The sequence below is a fragment of the Mesorhizobium vachelliae genome (assembly GCF_033977325.1).
GTDB classification, from domain to species: domain Bacteria; phylum Pseudomonadota; class Alphaproteobacteria; order Rhizobiales; family Rhizobiaceae; genus Mesorhizobium; species Mesorhizobium vachelliae.
This window is the reverse complement of the sequence record NZ_JAVIIR010000010.1, coordinates 1-25,724: the sequence shown is the minus strand read 5'-3', so window position 1 is coordinate 25,724 and position 25,724 is coordinate 1. Positions and strand designations below refer to the sequence as shown.

The window sequence follows — 25,724 nt, the reverse complement described above, 5'->3', positions numbered from 1 at the left end:
AGTGGGAACCGGTTTCGCGAGGGCCGGCTATGCCCTGGCCTGAGATCTCACATGCGCGATGTAGCCGCGCACGTCGCCTGCCGGCTCCGAATAGGCCTTGCCGAGCTTCTTCTCCAGCGCCGCCATGTATTCCTTCGCCCAGTTGGGCAGCGCATAGTCGATGACCGCCAGGAATTCGAGCGTAGCCGCCAGCCTTATATCGGCGATCGACGGATTGTTGCCGCCGATGAACGGCTTGCCGTCGCGAAAGAAGGAGTGAAACACCTCGAGCGGCTCGGCGATCGCGGCCATCGCCGCCTTCTGCGCTTCCGACTTCTTGTCGGGATGGGCATCGCTATGGCCGACCTCGCCGGCATATTGCGGGAAGCCGAGCGCCGGATAGGTCGCGCGCGCGACATAGGGATAAAGCGTGCCGACAAGGTAGAACATGGCGCTGTCGATCATCGCCCGCTTTGCCGGCGCCTTCGGATAGAACTTATCCAGCCCGTGCTTGTTGGCGAGATACTGCATGATGGCGCAGCTTTCCCAAAGCACGCCGCGCGGCAGGCCCTTGTCCTCGATCATCGGCGTCAGATGCGCCGGATTGCGCGCCAGGAACTCGGGCGAACGCGTATGGCCCCAGGCATCGGTCTCCGCATGATCTAGTCCGGCCGCGCGCGCGAACACCCGCACCGTCATGTTGTTGACGCTCGGCCTCAGCATGCTGAGCTTCACGCCGGGCTTCGCTTTGGCCTTGGGCGCGGCCTTTGCCGTCGCTTTGGGCGCAGCCTTCGCCTTCGCTTTAGGCGCGGCCTTCGCCGTCGCCTTGGGCGTAGCCTTTGCTGTCATCTTGGATGCGGCTTTCGTATTCACCTTCGCGGCCGTCTTTGCCGCGGCCCTGGTAGTGGGTTTCTTCGCGCTCTTCGTTGCAGCCTTTGCCATGTCGGTCCTCCCTCTGACCCGGTTAATATGGATTTTTTGCCGCCCTGTTTTCCGACAGGGTTTCGCGTGACCGCTCGACCAGCGCCTGGATGGCATCGGCCAGATGCAGTTCGGCGATGTTGTAGTCGCCGCGCGCCACACGGATCTTGTGCGCTTCCATCAGCACGTCGGCGTGGGTGAAGCCGGCCGGCGGCTCGAAGCGGTAGGAAGCAAGCTCGATCAGCAGTCCCAGCGGGTCCTCGAAATAAATCGAGTCCATGAAGCCGCGGTCCTTGACGCCGCTATGCTTGATGCCGCGCTCGTCGAGCCGCGCGACCGCCTGCAGGAAGGTGACCCGCGACACCGAGAACGCGATGTGGTGGACGCAGCCGATATCGGTCGGCGTCCGCCGCTTGACCGGGGTGCGGCTCTCGTCGGTGAAGACGGTGATCAGCCGCCCGTCGCCCGGATCGAAATAGAGATGGCTTTCGCTCGCCTTGTCGAGATTGGGCTGCTCGAAGATGAAAGGCATGCCGAGCACGCCCTCCCAGAAGTCGATCGAAGTCTGGCGCCCGGCGCCGACCAGCGTGATGTGATGAACGCCTTGCGACTGCAGCTTCCGCATTGGCTCCTCCCGCCTGCGCTTGCGCCTTGCCGGCTGGCGGGTTCCCAGGTGCCTGGCCGCGTGGATCGGCCCTGGGCACGCGACCGTCGCCCGGTTCTCGTCGCTCCGCCTGCCACATCTCTTCGGATCGCGGCCGGAGCGTTTGATGACGGGATGCTAATTCAATCCGAGACGTTACGCCAGAAGCCGCGCGGCCTTCACTGCGCTTGCGAGCCATCGCCGCCGTCGGCGATGATGCGGATCGATCGCCGCTGTCCGGCTTGGATTCGGATAGCGGCCAGGCACGCTCTCGATTCATGACCCCAGTTCTGCCCCCTGCAGGCGGAATCGATCCCTGACCCGGGAATGATGCGCGGGCCTTTGTCGGTGGTGTTCACGACAAGCAAGTCCGGATCATGCATGGTTGAAGGGAGGGCGAGGCCCGATACCGAGCCGACCACAATGAGGATCAGGCAGCAGCCGGATGCGATCAGGGCGGCGGTCGCCACCGGATGCGTGGCCATCCACCCTGAGAACCCCGCCGGTGGCCGCGAGGAGCGGCTGTCCGTTGCACTCATCTCACTCAATCCACGCTTTACTTGCCGATGTCGAAGCGCGCGAAGGCCTGTTGCACGCGCCGTCGACAGTCGGCTCGGAGCACGTCCCATCCTGGCCCACAAAGGCGGGCCATCCGGCGAAGGTCATGACCGACGGTGGCCGAAGCCAGCGCCGTCGCAGGCGTCTCGGTCCCTCAGGTCAGGATCCACGCCACGGTCCTGCCGGTATCGGCCGGAACACCGCCGATACCGGCGGACAGATGAGGCGAAATGGCACCCAGCGGCACTTCCAGAATATGCGCGATCGCCCTGAGGGTCTTGGTGGAGGCGGTCTTGCCGGAGCGCTCTATCTGCGACAGCATGCTGGGGGTTATCCCGGCTTGGGCGGCAAGCTGCCTTCCACTCAGGCCGCGCAGGATCCTGACCGCACGAACCGGGTTCTCGCCGGCGGCGATCCTGTCGAGGACGCGCTTGGGCAAGGGGCTGTTGGGAGCAGCCTCGTCAAGGTCGCTCACACCCGCCATCGCCGTCCGCTTGAGGATGCGGAACTGGGATTCCGGCAGCACGACCATGCGTTCCTTCGAGCCTGGGTGCTTGATGAATTGGACGTTTAGCTTCATGGCACCCTCGACCTAACTCCTTTGGCCGGGAAGGGACATCTGGCGAAAGTCAGAAGCGATGATGACGAAAGTCATATTCGTTTGCGGCCGGTTCAGGCTTACGTCAAAGTGGACTGCCGCGCCCTTCGGCTGTTTTTGTGAGAATGAATGATCGATATCGGCACCGAATTACTGCCGGCCGCGCAAGCGGAAGTCATCGGGCTTGCTGTTTTGCAGGCCGACAGGACCGTTCAGCAAAAGGTGGGGCGCCTGGTCGAGTGGCTGCCGGCCCTTGGAGCGGACAGTTGCCTGTGCACGCTGCTGGTCGGGATGGAGGCCGAGATGGCGGCCTTGTCCGAAGGACGCCGCGATCTGATCGCCTTGTCGGGCGTGCGGGCCGAATTGCCGGGGCTGGACCGCCCCGTTACCGCCGTCATCTTGTGGAACGGCGATCGATCGCACTATGTCGTGATCGCGATGCCTGATTTCACGGCGCGCCAGGCCGAGATCATGTTCGAAAGCGAGCGGCGCGCCCGACGCTTGATGGAACAGCAGCTCGAAGCCGCCAACTCCGAGGTGCGCTTCGCCTCGCTCGCCCGCACACGGCTCCGCCTGGCGCGCGACCTCCACGACACGCTCGTGCATTCGATCATCGCATTGCTGACCCAGATCCGGCTGACGCGGCACTTTCTGGCGACCGATCCCGCTCGCGTCTCGGACGGGCTCGCGATTGCCGAGGAGGCCGCGATAACCGGCCTGGCGCGGGCGCGCGACGCCATCGCCCGGCTCAGGATGCCCGACGACCTCGAACCGGGTTCGGATGTCGAAGAGATGCTGTCGGACTTCGCGCAACAGACCGGCATCGAGGTCTCGACGCGGATCGATGATGGAGCCCGCCCCGGGTTGCAGGATCACGAGACGACGATTCGGCGCATTGTCGGTGAGGCGTTGCGCAACGTCGAGGCGCACGCGAAGGCGCGACAGGTCCGATTCGACGCGGCTGTGGAGAAAACGGAAGTTGGCCGAAGGCTTGTCGTCGATATCCGCGACGACGGACGCGGCTTTGACCGGACCATCTCCAAGCAAGGCCATTTCGGGCTGATTGGCATGGCTGAATTTGCCGAGCTCGCGGGGGGACAATGCACCGTGGAAAGCGCGCCGGGAGCGGGCACGCTGGTCCGGACATCCCTTCCCCTGACCGTGTCGGCGACGAACGACCGGTCCAGCGCGGCTGGAGTGTAGAACGATGACCGATCCGAGCCCGCGACCCGAAAGGATACGCGTGTTGATCGCCGAGGATCAGACATTGATCCGGGAAGGCCTCGTCACGCTCCTTGCCCAGCAGAACGACGATTTCGAAATCGTCGGCGCCGCCGCCGACGGCGAGCAGGCGATCGAGTTCGCGCGGCGCTACCGTCCGGACGTCGTCCTGATGGATCTGCAGATGCCGCGCGCCGACGGCGTCACGGCGACCCAGCGTATCCTGCGCGAATTTCCAGGCACCGGCATCGTGGTCCTGACCACTTTCGAGACCAACGACCTGATTTTCGAGGCTGTCAGCGCCGGAGCCAAGGCATATCTGTTGAAGGACTCCAGGATCGACGAGATCGCGGCGACGATCCGAACCGTGGCGAACGGCCAATCCGCGCTTTCACCTGGTGTTGCCGCGAAAATTCTCCAAGAATTCAAGCGGTTGCGTCCGCGGCACGCCCCGGCGAGCACGTCGATCCGCAACGACCTGACCGCGCGTGAGAACGAGATCCTGAAACTGATCGTCGAAGGCAAGAGCAATGCCGAGATCGGCGCGCAGCTGCATCTGGCCGAGGGTACGATAAAGAATTACGTCAGCACGATCCTGGAGAAGTGCGGTGCCAAGAACAGGACCGAGCTGGCCATAAAGACGATAGGCTGAATGATCTTGCGGGTTGACGCGCGTTCCGGAAGCCATGGGCCGGCACGGCAACGGCAGCGCCGTCGATCGCTCAGAAAGGCCCGCGGCTCGGGGTTTAGGGGGAAGCCACGGGCAGTCTTGTTACCTGAGTTCCTGCTCTTGGCGGCAGGTCGGGGAAGACGGCAGCCGGTGCCTCGCTGCGGCCCCTCAACGGCTATTTCCTTGCCCCATCGCGAGCTTCGATTTCACGGAACGCCAACATGGTCAGAACCATTTCGGCGCTGCCGATCGACGGTCGAGGCGCAAGCAGGCCTACAAGTGCGTTGAGCTGCTCGGTATCCATTTCGGCCAGATGGCCTTTCACGGTCCGCATGGTCTCGTCGAGCTTCGCGAGCAATTCCACAACGATCGTCATGTCCGAAGCCTTGCCCATGGTTCGCGGGCGACCTTGTTGAAGGCGGATGCTGTGCCGAGGATTTCCGCCGGTCGGCAGCGAAGGCTTGCGGACCGAAAAATGAGGCATAGGCGATGGGGCCGGGCCGGCGCCCGGCCCCATCGAACGGATCCCGTTATTTCCTCGCGAGCAGGTCGCGAATCTCGGTCAAGAGCTGCACATCGGCCGGCGGCGGCGCGGCGGCAGGCGCGGGCTTCTCGCCCTCAAGCCGCTTGCGCATATTGTTCACCGCCTTGACCATCAGGAAGATGATGAAGGCAAGGATCAGGAAGTTCAGCACGACCGTGATGAATGAGCCATAGGCGAAGACGGCGCCCTCTTTCTTGGCCTCGGCCAACGTGGCCGAATGGACGTTCGAGGACAGCCCGAAGAAGTAATTGTTGAAGTCCAGCCCGCCGAAGATCGCGCCGATGATCGGCATGATGATGTCGTTGACGAGCGAATCGACGATCTTGGAGAAGGCGGCGCCGATGATGACGCCGACGGCCAAGTCCATCACATTGCCCTTGGAAATGAATTCCTGGAATTCTTTCAGCATCCCCATCTCCTCTAGAGAGAGCAATTCCAGGAAAAGTGCCAAGCGGTTTTCCGTCCGGAATTGCGTAAAAACAAATACTTGGAGCAGGTCGGCGATTCTATGATCCCATCAAACGCCGAACTGCTCCAAGGCCACCGCCACTTCCGTCGTCAGGCGAAGGCGTTTTCGCGCCTGAAATGCTTGACGAGCAGATAGTAGAAGACCGCGCGATGTTTGTTGCGATTGGTCCGGCCGTACTGGTCGATGACCCTGGCGAGCCCCGCATCCAGGCCCGAGTCTTCAGCCAGCCCCAGCCTTTTGACGAGAAAGTTCTTCTTGACCCGCTCCAACTCCTCCTTGTCCGAGGCCGAGACGGTGGATGCATCCTTGTCGTAGATCGACGGGCCGCAGCCCTTCGTCACTTTCGTCAGGAGATCCATATCCGCCGTAAGGCCGCACTTCACCTTCAGGTCCGCCGCATATTTGCTGATCAGTTCGTCTTGCTTGCTCACACGTTTGCCCTCTCGTTTCCGGCCGAACGGCGATGCTGCCGTCGAGCCGCGCGGCCTGGTTGCCGCAAAGCCATGTCTCGATTTGTCTTGCTGTCCGTAAGTGTCAGCCGCGGCCCGTCGCAAGCACGCCGTCGGGGCTAGCCTTGTCGACGGCGGCCGGCAGATGCTGCGCCAGGACGCCGGCCACCTGATCCAGCGGAATTCCGAACTGGGTCGCCAGTTGCTGAAGGCGCTGGTCGCCAAGCGCCGCCTTGATCTCGTCCGGCGCGATTGGAAGATTTGCGGCGTTGGTGCTCAGCCACGACTCGACGCGATCGCCGAGGCCTGACTTCTGCAGCATGGCAACCACACCCTGGTAACCGCCGACGCTGGTCAGCGCATCGCCCAGGAGGTTCGAGCCTCCGCCCTGCTGCCCGCCTTGCAAGGCGCTTTGCAGACTGTCCAAAAATCCCATCTGGGAACCTCCCGTCGAAAAATCAGGCCCGCCGTCGCGCAGCGTTCGGGTGTGGTTTATGCCGTTTCGCGGGATAGCGACACTTGACGAAGGTCAGGACCGAAGATGACGAAAGTCACATTTTCGGCAGCAGCCTGATCGCGCTTAAACCAGGCACTCCTGTTTACGGTATAGGGGGCGCTTGGGCTCGATCCGTTCCGGTTCGAAGGACGACTGGCATGATGCTCGTCATTGCGTTAGGTGACGATGGACAGGGCGGCGTAAATGCCACGCCCGACGCGTGACAGCCGCACGAGGCCAACAAGTCGGTTGCCTGTCGCACGAATTAGGATTTCATATAACGATCGTCACAGTATCAGTGAGTGTGGAAAACCGGGGAATGAGCATGAAAGGCGCCGAGCAAGCTGGAAAAGCCAAGGATGGAGCCACATCCGCGAACGGATCGGAACCGACCGTCCATCCCGAGGCCACGATTGATCAGGTTCGCAACCTCCTGTTCGGAGGCGCGCAGCGATCGCTCGAGACCAACCTTGCCGGCCTGCGCGAGGAGATGCAGGCCAGCATCAAGCAGCTTCAGGCCGACTTTGCCAAGGAGCTAGCGATCCTGCAGGCACATGTCCTGGAGCTCGAGCGGGAGACCGAACAGAAGCGGCTCGCCTCGCAAAGGGACATCGGCGCCGCGATTTCGGACCTTGGAGCAACCATCAGCGGGCTAGGGTCCGGCCGCGCGGGAAAGTAGCATGACGTCCGCCGCCGGCCAGAACCGTGAGATCGAGCAGCTTAGAAAACTGCTCTTTCAAACGGAGGCGGCGCGTCTCGAGGCGCTGGGAGCGGACGTTGCTCTGCTTCAGCAATATATCGGCAGCCCCGACCGGCTGGAAACGGCAACGGCCGACATCCTCGTCGCCGCGCTGGAACGCGCCGAAGTCGTCCGGCCGCGCGAACTGGCGAATGTCATCGCGCCGTCGGTGGTCTCGGCGATCCGCAGCGAGATCAGGAACTCACGCGACCTCATGGTCGATGCGCTCTACCCGATCACCGGCCGGCTGGTCAGCGCGGCCGTGGCGAACGCCTTCAAGGAACTCGTCACGCGGCTGGAGCAGCGCCTCAATGCGCTCACATCCACGGAGCTGTGGATCGGGCGCATCAAGTCGCTGGCGACGGGCCGCCCGATCAGCGAGTTCGTTCTGGCAAACGCCAGTCCGCCGCGCGTCAGTCGGTTGCTGATGATCGAGCGCGGCAACGGACGCCTCGTCGCGGACTGGAAGCGCGACGAGACCTCCGACGAGCGGGCCGACCTGCTGAGCGCGATGGTGGCGGCGATCCTGGAATTTTCCGTCCAGGCCCTTGCCGGCGAAGGCAATCTGCAGCAGCTCGATTTCGGCGGACGCGAGATCGTGCTTCGCGCCTCGCCCCGGTTCATCCTGGCGGCGGAATGCATCGGCCCCCTTCGCCCGGTCGACGACGCCAGGATCAATTCGCTTTTCTTCGACACGATCGAGAGCATGGACCGCGGCAAGGACTGCGACGCCGCCACGCTGGCGTCGCTGGCCGCCTCGATCGAAGCCGGTCCCGCCGCGCAACCTAAACCGGGTCGGGGCGGAAAGGTCGTCCTGCTCGTGCTCGCGGCTCTCGCCGTCGCCGGGCTGGCATGGCTGGCGAGCGTCTATTTGACCCGCACGATGCTCGAGCGACGTACGAACGCCGCGCTCCAGGAACTGGTCGACAAACAGCCCCTGTTGGAAAGCTTTCCGCTGCGGCTGGACTTCGACCATCACAGCCGCAGCGTCTCGGTCTCCGGGATCGAGCCCAGCCAGATCGAGACGGCTCCGCTGATCGGCGCCTTGGCCAAGGCCGCAGCGCCATATCGGGTGGTCGGCCGGATCGGCGTCGTTCCGGGCACGGAACAGTTTGCGGCGCTGCACGCCGACATCGACACCCTGCGGCAGTCGGCGACCGGCCTCCAGGCGGGCATCGACGAAAACCGCCGGGCGATCGCCGAGCTGCAGCAGTCTCTCGCCGATCTTCGGAAGTCCGCCGGCGAAACCGGCGAGGCGCTCGCCGGTCAACGGCAGTCCCTCGCCGACCTGCAGGCCCGCATCGATCAGACGCGTGGCCCGAGCCAGGAGGAGCTGCAATCCCTTGCCGGCCTCCAGGCGGACATCGACGAAACACGCGCGGCGATCGCCGCGGAAACAAAATCCAGGAGCCAGCAATACGAGACGGTGCGGTCGATCGCCGACAGCGCCGCCGAGCGGCTTGATCGCTTCATGGCCTCGACAGCGATCTTCTTCGGCACGGCCGACATGTTCGCCGACGACACCGAGGCCGAGCAGCAGATCCGCGATCTGGCCGGACTTCTCGCGGGCAACGACTTGAGGATCCGTGTGGTCGGGCACGCCGACGACACCGGAACGGAATCGACCAACCGCGTGGTCGCCCGCAAGAGAGCCGATCAGGTGGTGCGCAAATTGGTTTCGCTCGGGATCGAGCCGTCGCGCTTGTTCGAGGTTTCGCGTTCGTCATCGGTGCCGATTTCCGACGTGCCGAGCGAAGGAAACCGCCGCGTCACCTTCGAAAACGTGTTTCAAGCCGAGCGCCTTCAGTGATGTTCAGCGCAAAGGTCATGCTGTTGGGTGACATGGGCGTGGGCAAGACCTCGATCATGTACCGCCTCGTGCATGATCGTTTCGATGGCGAATACAAATCCACGCTTGGTGTCGAGGTGCTGAGCTACGATGTTCCCGCCGATCCGGTCCGCGGCGGCGAGGCGGCACGGCTCGTTCTGTGGGACACCGACGGCGATTTCGGCGCGCGTATTTTTGACACCGTTTATGTGACCGGCGCGTCTGCCGCGATCATCGTCTCGGACGTGACGCGCCCGCAAACGGTGACGCGTATGGTCGAGCTGGTTCGTAGCTTCGAGGCAAGATTTCCGGGCAGGCCATACAGGGCGCTCGTGAACAAGATCGATCTCGCCGAAGCCGCCGGCAGCGCCGAAGAAATCGGCCAACTGCCGCGCTCGAGCGTCAAATTCGTGAGTGCCAAGAACGGCGAGGGAATCGTGGAAGCCTTTGCCGAACTCGCCGAAACAATGCGGCGTCGGCAGTTGTAGCCGGGCCCGCCGCGAGTCAGGGATTCGTGTCTCAGAATGGTGGGTTCCCGTACGGAACCCTCGGCCCACCCGGCCGTTTAGCGTCAATGGCACTGGCTGACGACATTCAGATGGCGGAACGCCACGTCCTGCAAGCGGAGCGGCACATCAAGTGCCAGCGCGCGCGCATTGCCGCGCTGAAGCGCAGTCGGCTGCCCCGGGGCAAGGCGTCCAACTTTCTGCAATTGCTTGAAGATGCGCAATCGATGCACCTCCAGCACCTGTCGCGGCTGTTGGAGCAAGCATCCCGCGAAAGAACCGAAGCCGGATTCGCCGCCGCCGTCCCGCTGGCTGCGGAATGACCAGCCTGCTGGATCTTTTCGAACGTCGGTTTTTTGGAAGCTTGGTACGCCCAAGGGGAATCGAACCCCTGTTCCCGCCGTGAGAGGGCGGTGTCCTGACCGCTAGACGATGGGCGCGCTCAAGAACCGGCTACATAGGCTGGCGGCTGGGAAAAAGCAACTGGGGTTTCGATCCTTTCGCGCGCTCTGCCGAGCGGGCAGGTCAGCCTTGCCGTTTCGGCTCGATCAGGTCCCAGAGATTGCCGTAGAGATCGGAAAAGACCGCCACCGTGCCATAGGCCTCAGAGCGCGGCGCCTCGCGGAACTCGACGCCCTTGGCGAGCATCGCCTGATGGTCGCGGGAAAAATTGTCTGTCTCGAGGAAGAGGAAGACCCGGCCGCCGGTCTGATTGCCGATGCGGCTTGCCTGCTCTTCGCCAGACGCCTGCGCCAGCAGCAGCCGCGCGCCCTGGCCCTTCGCCGGCGCGACGGTGACCCAGCGCTTGCCGCCGCCGAGGTCGACATCCTCGATGAGCACGAAGCCGAGCCGCTCGACATACCAGCGAACCGCCTCGTCGTAACTGGCGACGACGAGCGCCACGGTCGCGACGCTGCGGTTTCCGGCAAAGCCGCCCATTTGTTGCGGGCTCATTTGTTTCGGATTGCGAATTGGCCGATGACGCGGCGCTCGGCGATGTCGTAGACGAAGATCGAATGGCTGCCGTCTGTCAGCTCGGCATCGATCGACAAGCGATTGCCGGAGAGCGACTGGCTGATCACCTTGGCGCCGACGGGCAGCACGATGTCGCCCGAGAGCGGCGCGCCGGCCAGAGTCTGGACATCGCCGGCGGGCGCCGGGCCGGTCCCCGGCGCATTGCGGGCTTTGTAGACAAGCGCCCCGATCACCACCATAAGGGCGAGGAACAGAAGGCCGAGATTGACGATCATGAAGCGGACGAGCTTGCGGCGCACATTCTCGGCCGCAGGGTCGAGCGGCTTTTCCTCATCTTCTTCGGCGATCGGCCGGGCCATGGCTAAACAATCCGCAACGGGTTTCGATGAGCGCTCATAACGAAGAGACCCAGATATTGATAGAGGACGAATTGGCGGACGAGGGATCCGGCGCAGCCGTCGTGCTCGAAGCCGGCACTGATGCCGCCGGCCAGCGCCTCGACCAGTGGCTCGCCGCCAGGCTCGGGCCGGAGCTCTCGCGCAGCCGCGTGCAGGCGCTGATCAGGCAAGGCGCCGTCTCCATCGCCGGCAAGGCGGTGCTGGAAGCCAAGCGCAAACTGATTGCCGGTGAGCGGATCGAAATCCTGGTGCCCGCGCCGGAGCCGGCCGAGCCGCAAGGCGAGGACATCCCGCTGGACATCCTCTATGAGGACGACGAGCTGATCGTCATCAACAAGCCGGCTGGGCTGGTCGTCCACCCCGGTGCCGGCAACTGGACCGGCACGCTGGTCAACGCGCTGATCCATCATTGCGGCGACAGCCTGTCCGGCATTGGCGGCGTCAGGCGGCCGGGCATCGTGCACCGGCTGGACAAGGAGACCAGCGGCGTCATGGTCGTGGCCAAGACCGACCGGGCGCACAAGGCCCTGTCGGAGGCCTTTGCCGATCACGGCCGCACCGGCGACCTCGAACGCGCCTATCTGGCGCTGGTCTGGGGCATCCCGCAGCGGCCGACCGGCACGATCGACGCTGCGCTCGGCCGCGCCGCCGACCGCGTCCGCCGCGCGGTGGTGCCGGAAAGCCGCGACGATGCCCGCCATGCCGTCACCCATTTCGGCGTCGTCGAGCGCTTCGGCGAGGGACAGCAGGCTTTCGCCACCGCGAGCCTCGTCGAATGCCGGCTGGAGACCGGCCGCACCCACCAGATCCGCGTCCACATGGCCCATATCGGCCACCCGGTGGTCGGCGACCCGGATTACGGGCAGGCCTTCCGCACCAAGGCGAACCGGCTGCCGGAACCCTTGAAAACCAAGGTCAAAGCCTTTCCCCGGCAGGCCCTGCACGCCTGGCTCCTTGAATTCCGGCACCCGACCACCCATCTAACGATGAGGTTCGAAGCGCCGATACCGGGAGACATGGAGGAACTCGTCGGCGACTTCCGGAAAATTTGAACCGACCCGCCACGAACAAGCTGTAAACCAGCCATCAAAAAACCTGACCGGCGTTGTTCACTTCAGCGTGACAGACTGTTTAGCGTTGAACAAATGCCTGTCTTTTCTGGTTTTGTTCCTATATACAGAGGTTGTCGCGGATGAGCCTTTGGCATCCGTGACGAATGCCCGCCGCTTCGGGGGCATCCACTCCAAAGAGAGAGGGGGCGCTATCATGGCCCAATCATTACCCAGTATTGTTTCCGGTGAAGGCGGTCTCGCCCGTTACCTGGAAGAAATCCGCCGCTTTCCGATGCTTCAGCCGCAGGAAGAGTACATGCTCGCGAAACGCTACGCAGAGCATCAGGACACTTCGGCCGCACACAAGCTCGTCACCAGCCATTTGCGGCTCGTCGCCAAGATCGCCATGGGCTATCGCGGCTACGGCCTGCCGATCGGCGAGGTGATCTCGGAAGGCAATGTCGGCCTCATGCAGGCCGTGAAGAAATTCGAACCGGAGCGCGGCTTCCGGCTCGCCACATACGCCATGTGGTGGATCAAGGCTTCGATCCAGGAATACATCCTGCGCTCGTGGAGCCTGGTCAAGATGGGCACCACCGCCAACCAGAAGCGCCTGTTCTTCAACCTGCGCAAGGTGAAGGGCAAGATCCAGGCGCTCGACGAAGGCGACTTGAAGCCCGACCAGATCGCCGAGATCGCCACCCGCCTCAACGTTTCCGAGGCCGAGGTGGTGTCGATGAACCGCCGCCTGTCGGGCGACGCCTCGCTCAACGCTCCTATCCGGGCGAGCGAAGGCGAGTCCGGCGAATGGCAGGACTGGCTGGTCGACGACCACGAAAGCCAGGAAGAGATGCTGATCGAGCAGGATGAGCTGGAAAACCGGCGCTCCATGCTGTCGGGCGCGCTCTCGGTGCTCAACGATCGCGAGCGGCGCATCTTCGAGGCGCGCCGCCTCGCCGAAGAGCCGCTGACGCTGGAAGAGCTCTCGGCCGAGTTCGACATCAGCCGCGAGCGCGTGCGCCAGATCGAGGTGCGCGCCTTCGAGAAGGTGCAGGACGCGGTCAAGGCCGCCGCCAAGCGCCAGATGCAGGCGCTGCGCACCATCGAGGCGCAGCCGGCGGCTTGATCGGCTCAAGGTAGGAATGAAAAAGGCGGCGCTTCGGCGCCGCCTTTTGTTTGGCGAAGGCAGCGATTAGCCCTTTCTCCCCGTGAACGGCAGGGCAATCGCATATGGCGCTCCCCCTCTCCGTCTCGGCTTCGCCGAGCCACCTCTCCCCCGCCTCTGGCGGGGGCGAGGAGCCCAGGCTTGCGAAGGCTGCGCCTTTGGCGATCGGCGTTTCCTCTCCCCCATTCATGGGGGAGAGGTGGCTCGGCGCGCAGCGCCGAGACGGAGAGGGGGCAGCGCTGCCATAGGCGATTGCCCTGCCGTTCACGGGGGGAAATGCCCGGTCCGCCCTCCGTGGCTGCAACCCAGTTGCAGCGAAGGATGGGCAGGACAATGAGGGGCAGCACTGAGGTTGCGAGGTTAATCGCCCACCGAAGCAGCTTGGCGCTCACCATCGAACGCCGCGCCGCCCCGCATCCGCCCTTCGGGCACTTTCTCCCCGTGGAACGGGAGAAAGAATAGCTCACGCCGATGGCTGTTTCGTCTTCCTCAGATACGGCAGCACCGTCTCATACGCCCCGAAGCGCTTGATCGCGTCCTCGTTGGAGACCGCGGCGGTGATGATGACGTCGTCGCCCTGCTTCCAGTTGGCCGGCGTCGCCACCTGGTGCTTGGCGGTCAGCTGGATGGAATCGATAACGCGCAGGATCTCGTCGAAGTTGCGGCCCGTGGTCATCGGATAGGTCAGCACCAGCTTGATCTTCTTGTCGGGGCCGATGACATAGACCGAGCGCACGGTGGCGTTGTCGGCCGGCGTGCGGCCCTCCGAGCTCTCGCCGGCGCCGGCCGGCAGCATTTCATAGAGCTTTGCGACATGGAGGTCTTTGTCGCCGATCAGCGGGTAGTTCACCGTATGGCCGGTGGCGGTCTTGATGTCGGCCTGCCACTTGTCGTGGCTCGACACCGGATCGACCGAGATACCGATGATCTTGACGTTGCGCTTTTTGAAGTCGCCTTCGAGGCCGGCCATGGTGCCGAGCTCGGTGGTGCAGACCGGGGTGAAATTCTTCGGATGGCTGAACAGCACCGCCCAGCCGTCGCCGATCCAGTCGTGAAACTTGATGGTGCCCTGCGTGGTCTCGGCCGTGAAATCCGGCGCGATATCGTTGATACGAAGACTCATGGCCTATCCCTACCCTTTTTGAAAAATTGTAGCCGGCTTGCGGCTGGCCGTCGCCGGCTCCGAACCCTAGCACTATCATGGCATTGGTAAAACGCCGCACACGATGGCCGTGACCCGCGCGGAACAAAAATTTTCGCCGCCATCGGTGAGCCGCGGGAGGATTTTCTACTTCCGATAGAGAGTAAGCCGCTCAGGCTTTCTTTATCGCCAGCGTCGCGCTGAGATCTTCCATGCGCTGCGCCAGCGCGCCGAGCGCGGTGGTGAGCACGCTATCGCTTTTGTCGGCCTTGGTCAGCGCCTCGTCGCGCGTCTTGCGCAAGGTCAGCACCTCGCTCTCCATGCCCTTGACGCGCTTGGTGAGCTCCGAGAGCTCGTCCATCACCATGATGCCGGCCATGACGGTGAGCCTCTGGTCGCCGATCTCGCCGAAGGAGTCCTTCAGATGCGAGACATAGCGGTCGAAGCGCTCGGCAAGGTCGATCAGGTGCTCTTCCTGGCCCTCGTCGCAGGCCATCCGGTACTGCTTGCCGTCGATGGAAACGGTGACCTGTGCCATTGCCTTACCTGTCCAGAACCGCGCGGATGGTTTCCATGGCGGTCACCAGCCGCCGCGACACTTCCTTGTTGGCATCTTCCAGCCGCTCGGCGCGCGCTTCGGAATTGTCGAGCTCCTGCGCCAGGCGCGAACGGTCGGCGTTCATGCGCTGCACCTCGGCCTCGGCTTCCGAATAATCGCGCTCATGCTCGAGCTTCGCCGCCACGGCGTTTTCCAGCCCTTCCATGGCTTTGCCCAGCCTGGCGATGACTTCCTTGAGGGTCGTTTCCCCGGTCATGGCTCGTCCTATGCCCTGCCCATCACCGAATCGCGCGCGTTCAGAACGCGTTACCTCGGAAAGATTAGGCACCGGGTGAAGGGCGCGTCAACAAAGCTCTCGCGACTGTCCCCCGCTATCGCTAATGTAAGGCGCTCGATGCCATCACAAGCCCGGCAAAATCCGTCCCGATTTGTTGACTAAAAGGCCGCGCCTGCTATGTGTCGCGGCATCCTTTTCCAAGGGTTCTCCCCAGGCTCCAACCCACTTCCGGAGGAAGCATGACCTCGCGTGAACAACATGATCGGATGGCCAACGCGATCCGTTTCCTTTCCATGGACGCCGTCGAGAAGGCGAACTCCGGTCATCCCGGCCTGCCGATGGGCTGCGCCGACATCGCCACGGTGCTGTTCAGCCGTTTCCTGAAATTCGACGCCAAGGCACCGCACTGGGCCGACCGCGACCGCTTCATCCTGTCGGCCGGCCACGGCTCGATGCTGCTCTATTCGCTCCTCTACCTCACCGGCTATGAGGACATGACGATCGACCAGATCAAGAATTTCCGCCAGCTCGGCTCCAAGACAGCCGGCCATCCCGAATACGGCCATGCCGCCGGCATCGAGACCACCACCGGTCCGCTCGGCCAGGGCCTTGCCAATTCGGTCGGCTTCGCGCTCGGCGAGCGCATCATGAACGCCGCCTTCGGCAACGACCTCGTCAACCACTACACCTATGTGCTGGCCGGCGACGGCTGCCTGATGGAAGGGGTCTCCCAGGAAGCCATCGCGCTGGCCGGGCATCTGAAGCTCAACAAGCTGATCGTCTTCTGGGACAACAACAACATCTCGATCGACGGCCCGGTCTCGCTGGCCGACAACACCGACCAGGTCGCCCGCTTCCAGGCTAGCGGATGGAACGCCAGCCACATCGACGGCACCGATCCGGAAGCGATCGCCTACGCGATCGAGGCGGCCCGCCATTCCGACAAGCCGACGATGATCGCCTGCAAGACCACTATCGGCTTCGGCGCTCCGACCAAGGCCGGCACCAACAAGGCGCATGGCTCGCCGCTGGGCGCCGAGGAAATTGCCGGCGCCCGCAAATTCTTCAACTGGGAGTCGCCGCCTTTCGAAATCCCGGCCGACATCCTCGACGCATGGCGCGCCATCGGCAAGGGCGGCGCCAAGGCGCGCGCCGACTGGGAAGGCCGTCTGGCCAAGGCCGAGCCCAAGCTCAAGGGCGAGTTCGAACGCCGCCTTGCCGGCAAGCTGCCCTCCAACTTCGACGCCGTCATCGGCGACTACAAGAAGAAGCTCTCGGCTGACAAGCCGAAGGTCGCTACCCGCAAATCGTCGGAAATGGCGCTGGAGGTCATCAACGGCGCGGTGCCGGAGACGATCGGCGGCTCGGCCGACCTGACCGGCTCCAACAACACCAAGACCAGCCAGACCAAGAACATCACGCCCGACGATTACGGCCAGCGCTATGTCCACTACGGCATCCGCGAGCACGGCATGGCGGCGGCCATCAATGGTCTGACGCTGCACGGCGGCCTGATCGCCTATGGCGGCACCTTCCTGTGCTTCTCGGACTATGCCCGCCCGTCGATGCGCCTGGCCTCGCTGATGGGCATCCGCTCGATCTTCGTCATGACGCATGACTCGATCGGCCTTGGCGAGGACGGCCCGACCCACCAGCCGGTCGAGCATCTGGCCGCGCTTCGCGCCATCCCGAACCACAATGTCTTCCGCCCGGCCGACGCGGTCGAAACCGCCGAATGCTGGCAGATCGCGCTGGAATCCGAAAAGACGCCCTCGACCCTGGCGCTGACCCGCCAGAACCTGCCGACCGTGCGCACCGAGCATTCGGCGAAGAACCTCTCCAGCCAGGGCGCCTACGAGCTTGCTGCCGCCAGCGGCGAGGCCGTGGTGACGATCTTCGCCACCGGCTCCGAGGTTGAGATCGCGCTTGGCGCGCGCGAACTGCTTGAAAAGCATGGCCATCCGACCCGCGTCGTCTCGGTGCCCTGCTTCGAGCTGTTCGACCAGCAGAGCGAGGATTACCGCAAGAAGACCATTGGCAACGCCAAGGTGAAGGTCGCGATCGAGGCCGGCATCCGCCAGGGCTGGGATCACCTGATCGGCACCGACGGCATCTTCGTCGGCATGCACGGTTTTGGCGCCTCGGGCTCGATCGAGCAGCTCTATCCGCATTTCGGCATCACCGCCGAGGCCGCGGCCAAGGCGGTCGAAACCCGCGTGCACGGCAAGTAAGGATGGGCCAAGCCCGGCGGCGCCGATTGACGGCTCTGCCGGGCTGAACCACCTAATCGATTTAGATGCGACCTTCTATGCGACCTTCTGCGGCTGGATTCTTGCGCCTTCCGCCGTTATGAAACAGCGGACCTATCCGCTTTCCAGCCCCCAAGGGAGAGAATAATGACCGTCAGAGTTGCCATCAACGGATTTGGCCGCATCGGCCGCAATATCCTGCGCGCCATCCATGAATCCGGCCGCAAGGACATCGACGTTGTCGCCGTCAACGACCTCGGCCCAGTCGAGACCAACGCGCACCTCCTGCGCTACGACAGCGTGCATGGCCGCTTCCCGCATGAGGTGACCGTCGACGGCGACCAGATCTCGGTCGGCACGGAGAAGTTCAAGGTCACCGCAATCAAGGATCCGACCCAGCTGCCGTGGAAGGAGCTCGGCGTCGACATCGCGCTCGAATGCACGGGCATCTTCACCGCCCGCGACAAGGCCGCCGCGCATCTGACCGCCGGCGCCAAGCGCGTCATCGTCTCGGCGCCGGCCGAAGGCGCCGACCTCACCGTCGTCTACGGCATCAACCACGACAAGCTGACCAAGGACCACATCGTCATCTCGAACGCGTCCTGCACCACCAACTGCCTGGCGCCGCTGGCGGCGGTGCTGCACGAGACCGTCGGCATCGAGAAGGGCATGATGACGACGATCCACTCCTACACCGGCGACCAGCCGACGCTGGACACCATGCACAAGGACCTCTACCGCGCCCGCGCCGCGGCGCTGTCGCAGATCCCCACCTCGACGGGTGCCGCCAAAGCGATCGGCCTCGTGCTGCCCGACCTCAAGGGAAAGCTCGACGGCATCTCGATCCGCGTGCCGACCCCGAACGTCTCTGTCGTCGACCTCAAATTCGTCGCCAAGCGTTCGACCACCCCGCAAGAGATCAACGAAGCGCTGGTCGCCGCCTCCAAGGGTAAGCTCAAGGGCGTGCTCTCGGTCACCCATCACCCGAACGTCTCGATCGACTTCAACCACGATCCGCATTCCTCGATCGTCGCGCTCGACCAGACCAAGGTGATGGACGGCAATCTCGTTTCGGTGCTCTCCTGGTACGACAACGAATGGGGCTTCTCGAACCGCATGGGCGACACCGCCGTCGCCTTCGGCAAGACCATCGCCTGATCCAAGGCTCGCTTCGGAGTCTTGAAAACGCCCGGCTTGGCCGGGCGTTTTTTTATTGGCCGGCTGAGCCAAAAAACATGCTGTTGCCTTGTACTGGTCATGTCTTCGCCCCACTCTCCGGTAAAGCGGGAATAATGGGGATTCTGGAGGGGCAATAGCGGATGGAGCATGCGATCTATCTCGTGACGCTGGTCGGCACGGCACTCATCGTCGCCGCCGCGTTTTCGAGCCTGATCGCCTTTCGCTTCGGCGCTCCCCTGCTGCTCCTCTTCCTCTGCATCGGCCTTGCCACCGGCGTCGACGGCCTCGGCATCGCATTTGACAATGCGCGGGTGGCTTATTTTGCCGGCTCACTGGCGCTGGCGATCATCCTGTTCGATTCCGGCTTCGGCACGCCGCTTAGCGCGCTGCGTCAGGCGGCCGGGCCGGCGCTGTCGCTGGCCACGATCGGCGTTATCCTGACCACGGCCATCTTCAGCGCCGCCGCCTCCTATGTTCTCAATCTCAACTGGCTGGAATCCTCGCTGCTTGGCGCCGCCGTCGCCTCCACCGATGCCGCAGCCGTGTTCTTCCTGCTGCGCGCCGGCGAAATCCATCTGCGCGAGCGCGTGCGTTCGACGCTCGAAGTGGAATCCGGCACCAATGATCCGATCGCCATCTTCCTCACCATCACCCTTGTCGAGATCATCGCCGCGCACGCCAACCCGGAAGCCAATGTGCTGGCCACCAGCCTCTTGCTCGGCTTCCTTGCCAATATGGGGCTCGGCGCCATTATCGGCGTGCTCGGCGGCTTCGGCATCGTGCGCCTTGTCGAGCGGCTCAATCTCGACCACGGCCTGTTGCCGATCTTCGTCCTGACGCTGTCGCTGATGGTGTTCGCCGCGGCAGGCGCCATCGGCGGCTCGGGCTTCCTCGCCGTCTATCTTGCGGGTCTGATCGCTGGCAATTCGGACATCCGCGCCGTCACCATCCTGAAGCGCTTCCAGGACGGCATGTCGTGGCTGGCGCAGATCATCATGTTCCTGATCCTCGGCCTGTTCGCCACGCCCTCGCAGTTTCCGGCGATCCTGGTGCCGGCGATCCTGCTTGGGCTGTTCCTGATCTTCGTGGCGCGGCCTTTGGCCGTCTGGCTCTGCCTGATTCCGTTCCGCCTGCCGCGCCCCGAGGTCGCCTTCGTCTCCTGGGTCGGCCTGCGCGGCGCGGTCTCGATCCTGCTTGCCATCACGCCGCTGCTCGGCGGGCTCGAGCATGGCCGGCTGATCTTCAACGCCGCCTTCATCATCGTGCTCGTGTCGCTGGTGGTGCAGGGCTGGACGGTCGGTCCGCTGGCGCGGCGCCTGGGCCTCGTCGTCCCTGCCCGTCTCGGGCCGCTGGACAAGGTGGAGCTCGAACTGCCGGGTTCGGCCCATCATGAGCTGCTTGCCTATCGCGTCGCGCCCGGCAGCCCGGTGGCGCGCGGCGAGCGCATCCCGCGCTGGGCCAGGCCCTCGCTGGTGCTGCGCGACGGCCGCTCGATGCGCTTCCAGGATATGGGCCGGCTCGCTGCCGGCGATCAGGTCTACATCTTCGTGCCGGACCGCTACCCGCGCCTACTCGACAAGCTTTTTGCCAGCCGCGCCGTGGTCGATCCCGAGGATGCCGACTTCTTCGGCGCCTTCGCGCTCGATCCCGCCCGCTCGGCGGCGGAGCTCGAAGCCGCCTATGCGCCGGGCCTGACCGAGGCCGAGCAGAAGCTCACCGTCGCAGCGCTTGTCACCGAGCGGCTCGGCGGCCATCCCGAATATGCCGACCGCGTGATGATCGGCCCGATCGAGCTGATCGTGCGCGATGTCGATGAGAAAGGCAGGATCACCGGGCTTGGCCTGTCCTTCGAGCCGACCGCGCCGGTGGCGCGCGTGCCGGTTTTCCTGAGTGCCGGCGAGATCGCCGACCGCATAGCCGCTCTGATACGAAACTGGCGCAAGCCGGCGGAAAAGCATGCTACCGAGGGCGCGCCGGCCGATGCGGCGGCGCCCGGGCCGGATGGACAAAAGGCAACCAGCGAAGGCTGATGTCTCACGCCGACATCATTTTTGCGCGCCCGCTTCAACGCGGCGCTTGCATCGTCCCCGGCGCCGGGTAAGGTCGCCGCGTTTTTCGCGGAAAGGGAACGACCATGGCCGGCTTCAAGACACTCGACGATATCGGCGCCGTCAGCGGCAAGCGCGTGCTGGTGCGCGTCGACCTCAACGTTCCCGTCGCCGACGGCAAGGTGACCGACGCCACCCGCATCGAGCGCATCGCGCCGACCATCGCCGAACTCTCGAAAAAGGGCGCTAAGGTCATCCTGCTCGCGCATTTCGGCCGCCCGAAGGACGGCCCGTCGGCCGAGTTCTCGCTGGAGCCGATCGCCCGCGCGACGGCGGAAGTGCTCGGCCGCCCCGTCGGTTTTGCCGCCGATTGCGTTGGCGACAAGGCTGCCGAGGCCGTCGACGCCATGAAGGACGGCGACGTGCTGCTGCTTGAGAACACCCGCTTCCACAAGGCCGAGGAGAAGAACGAGTCGGCCTTCACCGAAAAGCTCGCCGCCAATGGCGACATCTATGTCAACGACGCCTTTTCGGCCGCGCATCGCGCGCATGCCTCGACTGAAGGTCTCGCGCATAAGCTGCCGGCCTATGCCGGCCGCACTATGCAGGCCGAGCTCGACGCGCTGGAAAAGGGCCTTGGCGATCCGGTACGGCCGGTGGTTGCCATCGTCGGCGGCGCCAAGGTCTCGACCAAGATCGACCTGTTGATGAACCTGGTGAAGAAGGTCGACGCGCTGGTGATCGGCGGCGGCATGGCCAACACCTTCCTGGCCGCGCGCGGCACCGACGTCGGCAAGTCGCTCTGCGAGCATGACCTCGCCGGCACTGCCAAGCAGATCATGATCGAGGCGGCGGAAGCCGGCTGCGCCATCATCCTGCCCGCTGACGGCGTGGTCGCCAAGGAATTCAAGGCGGGTGCGCCCAGCGAGACCGTCGCCATTGCGGACGTGCCGGCCGACGGCATGATCCTCGACGTCGGCGCAAAGACCGTGCAGAGCGTCAACGACTGGATCGACCGCGCCGCGACGCTGGTCTGGAACGGTCCGCTCGGCGCCTTCGAGATCGAGCCCTTCGACCGTGCCACTGTGGCGGCGGCAAAGCATGCCGCGGCCCGCACCAAGGAAGGCAAGCTTGTCTCGGTCGCCGGCGGCGGCGATACGGTGGCCGCGCTCAACCATGCCGGCGTCGCCGACGACTTCACCTATGTCTCGACCGCCGGCGGCGCCTTCCTCGAATGGATGGAAGGCAAGCCGCTGCCCGGCGTCGAGGTGCTGAAGCGGTAAACAATCCGGGAACGGCAAAAGCGCCCTAGACTTTCAATCGATTCACGCTTTCCGGCGTCATTCCTTTGGCGGTAGTGTTCTGCTAGAGCACGATCCCGAAAAGTGGGAACCGGTTTTCGGAAAAGATCATGCTCCAACAAAGAGTTAGAGCAGGATGACGGTTCAACCAACCGTCATCCTGCTCTAGCGCGGAACAAACGCAGCGTAGGAGAGCACCCATGAGCGAACGTCTCGAAGATATCGCCGCCGCGATGGTGAGCGGAGGAAAGGGCCTTTTGGCCGCCGACGAGAGTTCCGGCACCATCAAGAAGCGTTTTGACGTCATCGGCGTCGAGTCGACCGCCGACAACCGGCGCGACTATCGCGAGATGATGTTCCGCGCTTCCGACGCGATGTCCAAATACATTTCCGGCGTCATCCTCTATGACGAGACCATCCGCCAGAAGGCCGCCGACGGCACGCCGCTGGTCGACATCATCAAGGCCTCCGGCGCCATTCCCGGCATCAAGGTCGATCTCGGCGCCAAGCCGCTCGCCGGCTTTCCCGGCGACACCATCACCGAGGGCCTGGACGGGCTGCGCGAGCGGCTCGCCGACTATTACAAGCTCGGCGCCCGCTTCGCCAAATGGCGCGCGGTGATCGATATCGACACCGGCAAGGGCGTGCCTTCGGCCAATTCGATCGCATCCAACACCCATGCTTTGGCCCGCTACGCTGCGCTCTGCCAGGAAGCCGGCATCGTGCCGATCGTCGAGCCGGAGGTGCTGATGGACGGCGCCCACTCGATCGACACCTGCTACGACGTCTCGAAGGCGACGCTGGTCAAGCTCTATGACGAGCTCTACGCGGCCCGCGTCGTGCTCGAAGGCTCGATCCTGAAGCCCAACATGGTCATCTCCGGCAAGAAGTCGGGCAAGACCGACAGCCCCGAGAAAATCGCCGAGAAGACGATAAAACTGTTCCGCGAAGTGGTGCCGGCGGCGGTGCCCGGCATCGCCTTCCTCTCCGGCGGACAGGAGGACGAGGAGGCGACCGCCAATCTCAACGCCATCAACGCCATCGGCCCGCACCCCTGGAAGCTGACCTTCTCCTATGGCCGCGCGTTGCAGGCCGCGCCGCAGAAGGCGTGGAGCGGCAAGGCCGCGAACGTCGCAGCCGGCCAGGCCGCCTTCACGCACCGCGCCCATATGAATCATCTGGCGGCGCTCGGGAAATGGCAGCCGGCGCTGGAAAAGGCCGCCTGACGCTACTCATCTCGCGCATCGAAAACCCGGGCCACTGGCCCGGGTTTTGTTTTTTTGCACGCCCATTCCTACCTGATGCAGCGAAACGCGGCGGCCGATGCATGTCGCCCAAAAGTGTGCGCCGGTTTTGGGAATACGACATGCATAAAAACGAGAACATAAAGCGCGTCGCCTGAATTCGTTCTACGCGACGCGCTTTATGTCGGGTTGAGCCGATGTCGAACGTCCTTGGCAGGAGAGGACAGGAGATGGTCATGCAACGCAATGCCGTGGTTTCGCGCGAAGACTGGTTCGAGGCGCATCGCAAGCACCTCGAGCGCGAGAAGGAGCTGACACGGTTCCGAGACCTTATCGCCGCGGAGCGGCGGCAGTTGCCCTGGTTCAAGCTGCGCAAGGATTATGTCTTCGAGAGCGAGGCAGGGCCGAAACGCTTGGCCGAGCTGTTCGCCGGCAAGAGCCAGCTCATCGTCTATCATTTCATGATGGCGCCGGGCTGCGATCACCGCTGCCAGGGCTGCTCGTTCCTCGCCGACCATATCGACGGCGCCAACCAGCATCTGAAACACCACGACGTCTCGCTGGTCGTCGTCTCGCGCGCGCCGCTGGCGGAGATCCTGCCCTACAAGCAGCGCATGGGGTGGAAATTTGACTGGATGTCGTCCTACGCCTCCGATTTCAACTTCGACCTGCAGGTCTCCTTCACCGACAGGCAGATCGCGGCCGGCGAGACCACCTACAATTTCGAGAAGCGCCCGTTGCGGTCGAAGGACCTGCCCGGCGCCAGCATCTTCTATCGCAACGAGTGCGGCGACATCTTCCTCACCTTCATGTCGCGTGCCCGAGGCGGCGACGCGCTGATCGGCGCCTATCACTATCTCGACATGACGCCGAAGGGCCGCGACGAGACTGGCCCGTATCACAACCTGATGGACTGGGTGCGCCTCCACGACGAATACCAGGACAAAGACCGGCCGGACTGCCGCGAGTAATCGGCCTCGTTCACCTCGGACGAAACATGCGCTAATGGCTTGCGGGTCATCGTAACGGAACCGCCATGCAGCGCCTGCTTGCCCTCCTCACCTGGCTCGCTTTCCCGGTCTATGTCTGGCAGGGCCTCGGCGTGCGCCGCCGCACCACGCGCATGCTGCCGGCGCGCGGCCCGGTGCTGCACGAAATACCAGGCAAGGCGCCGGCCATCGCATTGCTTGTCCTCGGTGACTCTTCCGCCGCGTCGGTCGGCATCGAGCAATCCGAATACGGACTTGCCGCGCAGCTTGCCGGCCTGATCGCCGAGCGCACCGGCAGCGCCGTGCGCTGGCGCGCCGCCGGCTTCAATTCGGCGACATCCGGCCAGATTCGCGACTTCGTCCTGCCCAACCTTTCGGCCGACCCATGGACACATATCGTGCTTGCCATCGGCACCAACGACACCAAGAATTTTCACTCTGTGCCGCGCTTCAAGAAGGAGTTCGGCGGCCTGCTCTACGCCCTGCGCGCCAAATGGCCGGAAGCGCGCGTGGTGTGGTCGCCGGTGCTGGAATTCACCCGGGCGCCGGCGATGCCGCCATTGCTCGGCAGGATCCTCGAGATCCGCGCCACGGAAATGAACCGCATGGGCGTGCGGCTCTGCAACGAGCGCGGCGCCATCGCAGCCGCGCGCCTGCCGATCACCAATCCCGAAGCCGGCTTCGCGTCCGACGGCTTCCACGCCTCGGAAGCCGGCTATCGCGCCTGGGCGGAACATCTGCTGGATTTCGTGCTGGGCGGTGAAACAGCCTAGCCAAATCGGCCAAGCCTAAGTCCAATGCCCCAATACGGCGGCAAGCGAGATCGCGCCCATCGCCAGCAGCGCCAGCTTCCAGAAATCGCCGCGCCGCTTCAGGCCCGGCCATCCCAGCGGCTTGATGACCTGGATCAGCATGATGCCAATGATGACTAGGGCGAGCAGTTTCGTCATGCCGCCTTTGACCAGCAACGATGGCAGCTGTCAAAGCCGTTCTGAGGGCACCCTTTGGGCAGGGCATTCCTGACAGAAATGGGTTCATCCGAACCGCGCGGGGGGGATCATGTCCCGGGATGTGGTGTAGCTGGCGGCATTGGTCGCCGTGCTCTCCGGCAAGCGCCGGAATGATCAGCGCGCCACTGCCGGCAGGCTGATGAGCGGATCATCGCTCATCTGGCTGATGGTCTCAAGTGTCATGTAGCGCGCCCGCTGCACGGCCCATTCATCATTTTGTTCAAGCAGCAACGCGCCAACGAGACGGACGATGGCATCGTCATTGGGGAAGATGCCGACGACCTCGGTCCTGCGCTTGATCTCGCCGTTGAGACGCTCGATCGGGTTGATGCTGTGAAGCTTGACGCGGTGTTCTTTCGGGAAAGTCATGTACGCGAGCACGTCGTGCTCGGCCTCGTCCATGATGGTGGCGAGCTTCGGCACCTTGGGCCGGATCTGGTCGGCCACGGCGCGCCATTGCACGCTTGCGGCCTCTGCCGTCTCCTGGGCGAAGGCGGTGGCGATGAAGGCCGAGAC

General features: G+C 64.0%; 30 protein-coding genes and 1 tRNA gene. 15 read left to right on the top strand and 16 right to left on the bottom strand.

From position 1 onward, the window contains the following. Nucleotides 1-27: 27 nt before the first annotated feature. From RFM41_RS20920 to RFM41_RS20905, 4 genes are all read right to left on the bottom strand, one after another. Nucleotides 28-921 (bottom strand): glutathione S-transferase family protein, encoded by an 894-nt coding sequence (locus RFM41_RS20920; protein WP_320250666.1) that lies wholly within the window; start codon nucleotides 919-921, stop codon nucleotides 28-30. Nucleotides 922-943: 22 nt separating this feature from the next. Then, on the bottom strand, nucleotides 944-1,525 hold the full coding sequence (locus RFM41_RS20915; protein ID WP_320250664.1) for a VOC family protein: 582 nt from the start codon (nucleotides 1,523-1,525) through the stop codon (nucleotides 944-946). Between the two features lie 197 nt (nucleotides 1,526-1,722). Beyond that, nucleotides 1,723-2,028 carry a hypothetical protein gene (locus RFM41_RS20910; RefSeq protein ID WP_320250663.1) on the bottom strand — a complete coding sequence of 102 codons (306 nt, stop codon included), beginning with the start codon at nucleotides 2,026-2,028 and terminating at the stop codon, nucleotides 1,723-1,725. A 227-nt stretch (nucleotides 2,029-2,255) separates the two neighbouring features. Continuing rightward, entirely contained in the window at nucleotides 2,256-2,681 is a 426-nt protein-coding gene (locus RFM41_RS20905) for a helix-turn-helix domain-containing protein (protein ID WP_320250662.1), read from the bottom strand. A 147-nt stretch (nucleotides 2,682-2,828) separates the two neighbouring features. Between RFM41_RS20905 and RFM41_RS20900 the strand changes: the two genes are divergently transcribed. Beyond that, nucleotides 2,829-3,902 (top strand): sensor histidine kinase, encoded by a 1,074-nt coding sequence (locus RFM41_RS20900; protein WP_320250661.1) that lies wholly within the window; start codon nucleotides 2,829-2,831, stop codon nucleotides 3,900-3,902. Nucleotides 3,903-3,906: 4 nt separating this feature from the next. Beyond that, nucleotides 3,907-4,572, top strand: coding sequence for a response regulator transcription factor (locus RFM41_RS20895; RefSeq protein WP_320250659.1), 666 nt, complete (start codon nucleotides 3,907-3,909; stop codon nucleotides 4,570-4,572). Nucleotides 4,573-4,765: 193 nt separating this feature from the next. On the opposite strand, the gene RFM41_RS20890 is transcribed toward RFM41_RS20895, so the two are convergent. The 4 genes from RFM41_RS20890 to RFM41_RS20875 form a co-directional block, all read right to left on the bottom strand. Next, entirely contained in the window at nucleotides 4,766-4,966 is a 201-nt protein-coding gene (locus tag RFM41_RS20890) for a hypothetical protein (protein WP_320250658.1), read from the bottom strand. 154 nt (nucleotides 4,967-5,120) lie between these two features. Continuing rightward, entirely contained in the window at nucleotides 5,121-5,543 is a 423-nt protein-coding gene (gene mscL / locus RFM41_RS20885; RefSeq protein ID WP_320250656.1) for a large conductance mechanosensitive channel protein MscL, read from the bottom strand. A 149-nt stretch (nucleotides 5,544-5,692) separates the two neighbouring features. After that, nucleotides 5,693-6,034, bottom strand: a complete 342-nt coding sequence (locus RFM41_RS20880) for a DUF2853 family protein (RefSeq protein ID WP_320250655.1) — start codon at nucleotides 6,032-6,034, stop codon at nucleotides 5,693-5,695. A gap of 103 nt (nucleotides 6,035-6,137) precedes the next feature. Beyond that, complete coding sequence (locus RFM41_RS20875) at nucleotides 6,138-6,530, bottom strand: YidB family protein (protein WP_320251040.1); 393 nt, start codon at nucleotides 6,528-6,530, stop codon at nucleotides 6,138-6,140. Between the two features lie 337 nt (nucleotides 6,531-6,867). On the opposite strand from RFM41_RS20875, the gene RFM41_RS20870 reads away from it, so the two are divergent. The 4 genes from RFM41_RS20870 to RFM41_RS20855 all read left to right on the top strand — a co-directional run bounded on the left by RFM41_RS20870 (nucleotide 6,868) and on the right by RFM41_RS20855 (nucleotide 9,944). Beyond that, the gene (locus RFM41_RS20870) at nucleotides 6,868-7,227 is read left to right on the top strand and encodes a hypothetical protein (RefSeq protein ID WP_320250654.1); all 360 of its coding nucleotides are present in this window, start codon (nucleotides 6,868-6,870) and stop codon (nucleotides 7,225-7,227) included. A 274-nt stretch (nucleotides 7,228-7,501) separates the two neighbouring features. Then, on the top strand, nucleotides 7,502-9,097 hold the full coding sequence (locus RFM41_RS20865) for an OmpA family protein (protein ID WP_320250653.1): 1,596 nt from the start codon (nucleotides 7,502-7,504) through the stop codon (nucleotides 9,095-9,097). Next, the gene (locus RFM41_RS20860; protein ID WP_320250652.1) at nucleotides 9,097-9,603 is read left to right on the top strand and encodes a Rab family GTPase; all 507 of its coding nucleotides are present in this window, start codon (nucleotides 9,097-9,099) and stop codon (nucleotides 9,601-9,603) included. Before RFM41_RS20865 ends, RFM41_RS20860 begins: the two co-directional genes overlap by 1 nt. A gap of 86 nt (nucleotides 9,604-9,689) precedes the next feature. Then, nucleotides 9,690-9,944 (top strand): hypothetical protein, encoded by a 255-nt coding sequence (locus RFM41_RS20855; protein WP_320250650.1) that lies wholly within the window; start codon nucleotides 9,690-9,692, stop codon nucleotides 9,942-9,944. Nucleotides 9,945-9,986: 42 nt separating this feature from the next. Here RFM41_RS20855 and RFM41_RS20850 read toward each other — a convergent pair. From RFM41_RS20850 to RFM41_RS20840, 3 genes are all read right to left on the bottom strand, one after another. Then, nucleotides 9,987-10,061 (bottom strand) — tRNA-Glu (locus RFM41_RS20850). Nucleotides 10,062-10,146: 85 nt separating this feature from the next. Beyond that, entirely contained in the window at nucleotides 10,147-10,560 is a 414-nt protein-coding gene (locus tag RFM41_RS20845; protein ID WP_320251039.1) for a VOC family protein, read from the bottom strand. 11 nt (nucleotides 10,561-10,571) lie between these two features. Next, complete coding sequence (locus RFM41_RS20840) at nucleotides 10,572-10,955, bottom strand: fimbrial protein (RefSeq protein ID WP_320250649.1); 384 nt, start codon at nucleotides 10,953-10,955, stop codon at nucleotides 10,572-10,574. Nucleotides 10,956-10,981: 26 nt separating this feature from the next. Between RFM41_RS20840 and RFM41_RS20835 the strand changes: the two genes are divergently transcribed. Next, nucleotides 10,982-12,046 carry an RluA family pseudouridine synthase gene (locus tag RFM41_RS20835; protein ID WP_320250646.1) on the top strand — a complete coding sequence of 355 codons (1,065 nt, stop codon included), beginning with the start codon at nucleotides 10,982-10,984 and terminating at the stop codon, nucleotides 12,044-12,046. 214 nt (nucleotides 12,047-12,260) lie between these two features. Then, nucleotides 12,261-13,172, top strand: a complete 912-nt coding sequence (rpoH, locus tag RFM41_RS20830; RefSeq protein ID WP_320250644.1) for an RNA polymerase sigma factor RpoH — start codon at nucleotides 12,261-12,263, stop codon at nucleotides 13,170-13,172. A gap of 502 nt (nucleotides 13,173-13,674) precedes the next feature. Here rpoH and RFM41_RS20825 read toward each other — a convergent pair. The 3 genes from RFM41_RS20825 to RFM41_RS20815 all read right to left on the bottom strand — a co-directional run bounded on the left by RFM41_RS20825 (nucleotide 13,675) and on the right by RFM41_RS20815 (nucleotide 15,167). Further along, nucleotides 13,675-14,334 carry a peroxiredoxin gene (locus tag RFM41_RS20825; protein WP_320250642.1) on the bottom strand — a complete coding sequence of 220 codons (660 nt, stop codon included), beginning with the start codon at nucleotides 14,332-14,334 and terminating at the stop codon, nucleotides 13,675-13,677. A gap of 190 nt (nucleotides 14,335-14,524) precedes the next feature. Next, complete coding sequence (locus RFM41_RS20820; protein WP_320250640.1) at nucleotides 14,525-14,890, bottom strand: cell division protein ZapA; 366 nt, start codon at nucleotides 14,888-14,890, stop codon at nucleotides 14,525-14,527. Between the two features lie 4 nt (nucleotides 14,891-14,894). Continuing rightward, a complete protein-coding gene (locus RFM41_RS20815) occupies nucleotides 14,895-15,167 on the bottom strand; it encodes a DUF4164 domain-containing protein (RefSeq protein ID WP_023763725.1) in 273 nt (90 codons plus the stop codon). 260 nt (nucleotides 15,168-15,427) lie between these two features. On the opposite strand from RFM41_RS20815, the gene tkt reads away from it, so the two are divergent. From tkt to RFM41_RS20780, 7 genes are all read left to right on the top strand, one after another. Then, nucleotides 15,428-17,419, top strand: coding sequence for a transketolase (gene tkt, locus RFM41_RS20810; protein WP_320250638.1), 1,992 nt, complete (start codon nucleotides 15,428-15,430; stop codon nucleotides 17,417-17,419). Nucleotides 17,420-17,584: 165 nt separating this feature from the next. Beyond that, nucleotides 17,585-18,595 carry a type I glyceraldehyde-3-phosphate dehydrogenase gene (gene gap / locus RFM41_RS20805; RefSeq protein ID WP_320250636.1) on the top strand — a complete coding sequence of 337 codons (1,011 nt, stop codon included), beginning with the start codon at nucleotides 17,585-17,587 and terminating at the stop codon, nucleotides 18,593-18,595. A gap of 161 nt (nucleotides 18,596-18,756) precedes the next feature. Next, nucleotides 18,757-20,646, top strand: a complete 1,890-nt coding sequence (locus RFM41_RS20800) for a potassium/proton antiporter (protein WP_320250634.1) — start codon at nucleotides 18,757-18,759, stop codon at nucleotides 20,644-20,646. 104 nt (nucleotides 20,647-20,750) lie between these two features. Further along, nucleotides 20,751-21,947 (top strand): phosphoglycerate kinase, encoded by a 1,197-nt coding sequence (locus tag RFM41_RS20795; RefSeq protein WP_320250632.1) that lies wholly within the window; start codon nucleotides 20,751-20,753, stop codon nucleotides 21,945-21,947. Between the two features lie 218 nt (nucleotides 21,948-22,165). Continuing rightward, a complete protein-coding gene (locus tag RFM41_RS20790) occupies nucleotides 22,166-23,191 on the top strand; it encodes a class I fructose-bisphosphate aldolase (RefSeq protein WP_320250630.1) in 1,026 nt (341 codons plus the stop codon). 254 nt (nucleotides 23,192-23,445) lie between these two features. Next, nucleotides 23,446-24,180, top strand: a complete 735-nt coding sequence (locus RFM41_RS20785) for a DUF899 domain-containing protein (protein WP_320250628.1) — start codon at nucleotides 23,446-23,448, stop codon at nucleotides 24,178-24,180. Nucleotides 24,181-24,245: 65 nt separating this feature from the next. Next, nucleotides 24,246-24,971: an SGNH/GDSL hydrolase family protein gene (locus tag RFM41_RS20780; RefSeq protein ID WP_320250626.1), complete on the top strand. Its 726-nt coding sequence runs from the start codon at nucleotides 24,246-24,248 to the stop codon at nucleotides 24,969-24,971. 15 nt (nucleotides 24,972-24,986) lie between these two features. On the opposite strand, the gene RFM41_RS20775 is transcribed toward RFM41_RS20780, so the two are convergent. Together RFM41_RS20775 and RFM41_RS20770 are read right to left on the bottom strand one after the other, a co-directional pair. Then, nucleotides 24,987-25,148 (bottom strand): hypothetical protein, encoded by a 162-nt coding sequence (locus RFM41_RS20775; protein WP_320250624.1) that lies wholly within the window; start codon nucleotides 25,146-25,148, stop codon nucleotides 24,987-24,989. A gap of 174 nt (nucleotides 25,149-25,322) precedes the next feature. Continuing rightward, nucleotides 25,323-25,724 (bottom strand): transposase (locus RFM41_RS20770; RefSeq protein ID WP_320319293.1); only part of this gene is annotated, 402 nt, incomplete at its 5' end.

What these genes read in the sequence shown, in the direction of transcription:
- RFM41_RS20920 (WP_320250666.1), bottom strand. Translation starts at nt 921, where the DNA reads ATGGCAAAGGCTGCAACGAAGAGCGCGAAGAAACCCACTACCAGGGCC.
- RFM41_RS20915 (WP_320250664.1), bottom strand. Translation starts at nt 1,525, where the DNA reads ATGCGGAAGCTGCAGTCGCAAGGCGTTCATCACATCACGCTGGTCGGC.
- RFM41_RS20910 (WP_320250663.1), bottom strand. Translation starts at nt 2,028, where the DNA reads ATGGCCACGCATCCGGTGGCGACCGCCGCCCTGATCGCATCCGGCTGC.
- RFM41_RS20905 (WP_320250662.1), bottom strand. Translation starts at nt 2,681, where the DNA reads ATGAAGCTAAACGTCCAATTCATCAAGCACCCAGGCTCGAAGGAACGC.
- RFM41_RS20900 (WP_320250661.1), top strand. Translation starts at nt 2,829, where the DNA reads ATGATCGATATCGGCACCGAATTACTGCCGGCCGCGCAAGCGGAAGTC.
- RFM41_RS20895 (WP_320250659.1), top strand. Translation starts at nt 3,907, where the DNA reads ATGACCGATCCGAGCCCGCGACCCGAAAGGATACGCGTGTTGATCGCC.
- RFM41_RS20890 (WP_320250658.1), bottom strand. Translation starts at nt 4,966, where the DNA reads ATGACGATCGTTGTGGAATTGCTCGCGAAGCTCGACGAGACCATGCGG.
- mscL (WP_320250656.1), bottom strand. Translation starts at nt 5,543, where the DNA reads ATGCTGAAAGAATTCCAGGAATTCATTTCCAAGGGCAATGTGATGGAC.
- RFM41_RS20870 (WP_320250654.1), top strand. Translation starts at nt 6,868, where the DNA reads ATGAGCATGAAAGGCGCCGAGCAAGCTGGAAAAGCCAAGGATGGAGCC.
- RFM41_RS20865 (WP_320250653.1), top strand. Translation starts at nt 7,502, where the DNA reads ATGGTCGATGCGCTCTACCCGATCACCGGCCGGCTGGTCAGCGCGGCC.
- RFM41_RS20860 (WP_320250652.1), top strand. Translation starts at nt 9,097, where the DNA reads ATGTTCAGCGCAAAGGTCATGCTGTTGGGTGACATGGGCGTGGGCAAG.
- RFM41_RS20855 (WP_320250650.1), top strand. Translation starts at nt 9,690, where the DNA reads ATGGCACTGGCTGACGACATTCAGATGGCGGAACGCCACGTCCTGCAA.
- RFM41_RS20845 (WP_320251039.1), bottom strand. Translation starts at nt 10,560, where the DNA reads ATGGGCGGCTTTGCCGGAAACCGCAGCGTCGCGACCGTGGCGCTCGTC.
- RFM41_RS20840 (WP_320250649.1), bottom strand. Translation starts at nt 10,955, where the DNA reads ATGGCCCGGCCGATCGCCGAAGAAGATGAGGAAAAGCCGCTCGACCCT.
- RFM41_RS20835 (WP_320250646.1), top strand. Translation starts at nt 10,982, where the DNA reads ATGAGCGCTCATAACGAAGAGACCCAGATATTGATAGAGGACGAATTG.
- rpoH (WP_320250644.1), top strand. Translation starts at nt 12,261, where the DNA reads ATGGCCCAATCATTACCCAGTATTGTTTCCGGTGAAGGCGGTCTCGCC.
- RFM41_RS20825 (WP_320250642.1), bottom strand. Translation starts at nt 14,334, where the DNA reads ATGAGTCTTCGTATCAACGATATCGCGCCGGATTTCACGGCCGAGACC.
- RFM41_RS20820 (WP_320250640.1), bottom strand. Translation starts at nt 14,890, where the DNA reads ATGGCACAGGTCACCGTTTCCATCGACGGCAAGCAGTACCGGATGGCC.
- RFM41_RS20815 (WP_023763725.1), bottom strand. Translation starts at nt 15,167, where the DNA reads ATGACCGGGGAAACGACCCTCAAGGAAGTCATCGCCAGGCTGGGCAAA.
- tkt (WP_320250638.1), top strand. Translation starts at nt 15,428, where the DNA reads ATGACCTCGCGTGAACAACATGATCGGATGGCCAACGCGATCCGTTTC.
- gap (WP_320250636.1), top strand. Translation starts at nt 17,585, where the DNA reads ATGACCGTCAGAGTTGCCATCAACGGATTTGGCCGCATCGGCCGCAAT.
- RFM41_RS20800 (WP_320250634.1), top strand. Translation starts at nt 18,757, where the DNA reads ATGGAGCATGCGATCTATCTCGTGACGCTGGTCGGCACGGCACTCATC.
- RFM41_RS20795 (WP_320250632.1), top strand. Translation starts at nt 20,751, where the DNA reads ATGGCCGGCTTCAAGACACTCGACGATATCGGCGCCGTCAGCGGCAAG.
- RFM41_RS20790 (WP_320250630.1), top strand. Translation starts at nt 22,166, where the DNA reads ATGAGCGAACGTCTCGAAGATATCGCCGCCGCGATGGTGAGCGGAGGA.
- RFM41_RS20785 (WP_320250628.1), top strand. Translation starts at nt 23,446, where the DNA reads ATGCAACGCAATGCCGTGGTTTCGCGCGAAGACTGGTTCGAGGCGCAT.
- RFM41_RS20780 (WP_320250626.1), top strand. Translation starts at nt 24,246, where the DNA reads ATGCAGCGCCTGCTTGCCCTCCTCACCTGGCTCGCTTTCCCGGTCTAT.
- RFM41_RS20775 (WP_320250624.1), bottom strand. Translation starts at nt 25,148, where the DNA reads ATGACGAAACTGCTCGCCCTAGTCATCATTGGCATCATGCTGATCCAG.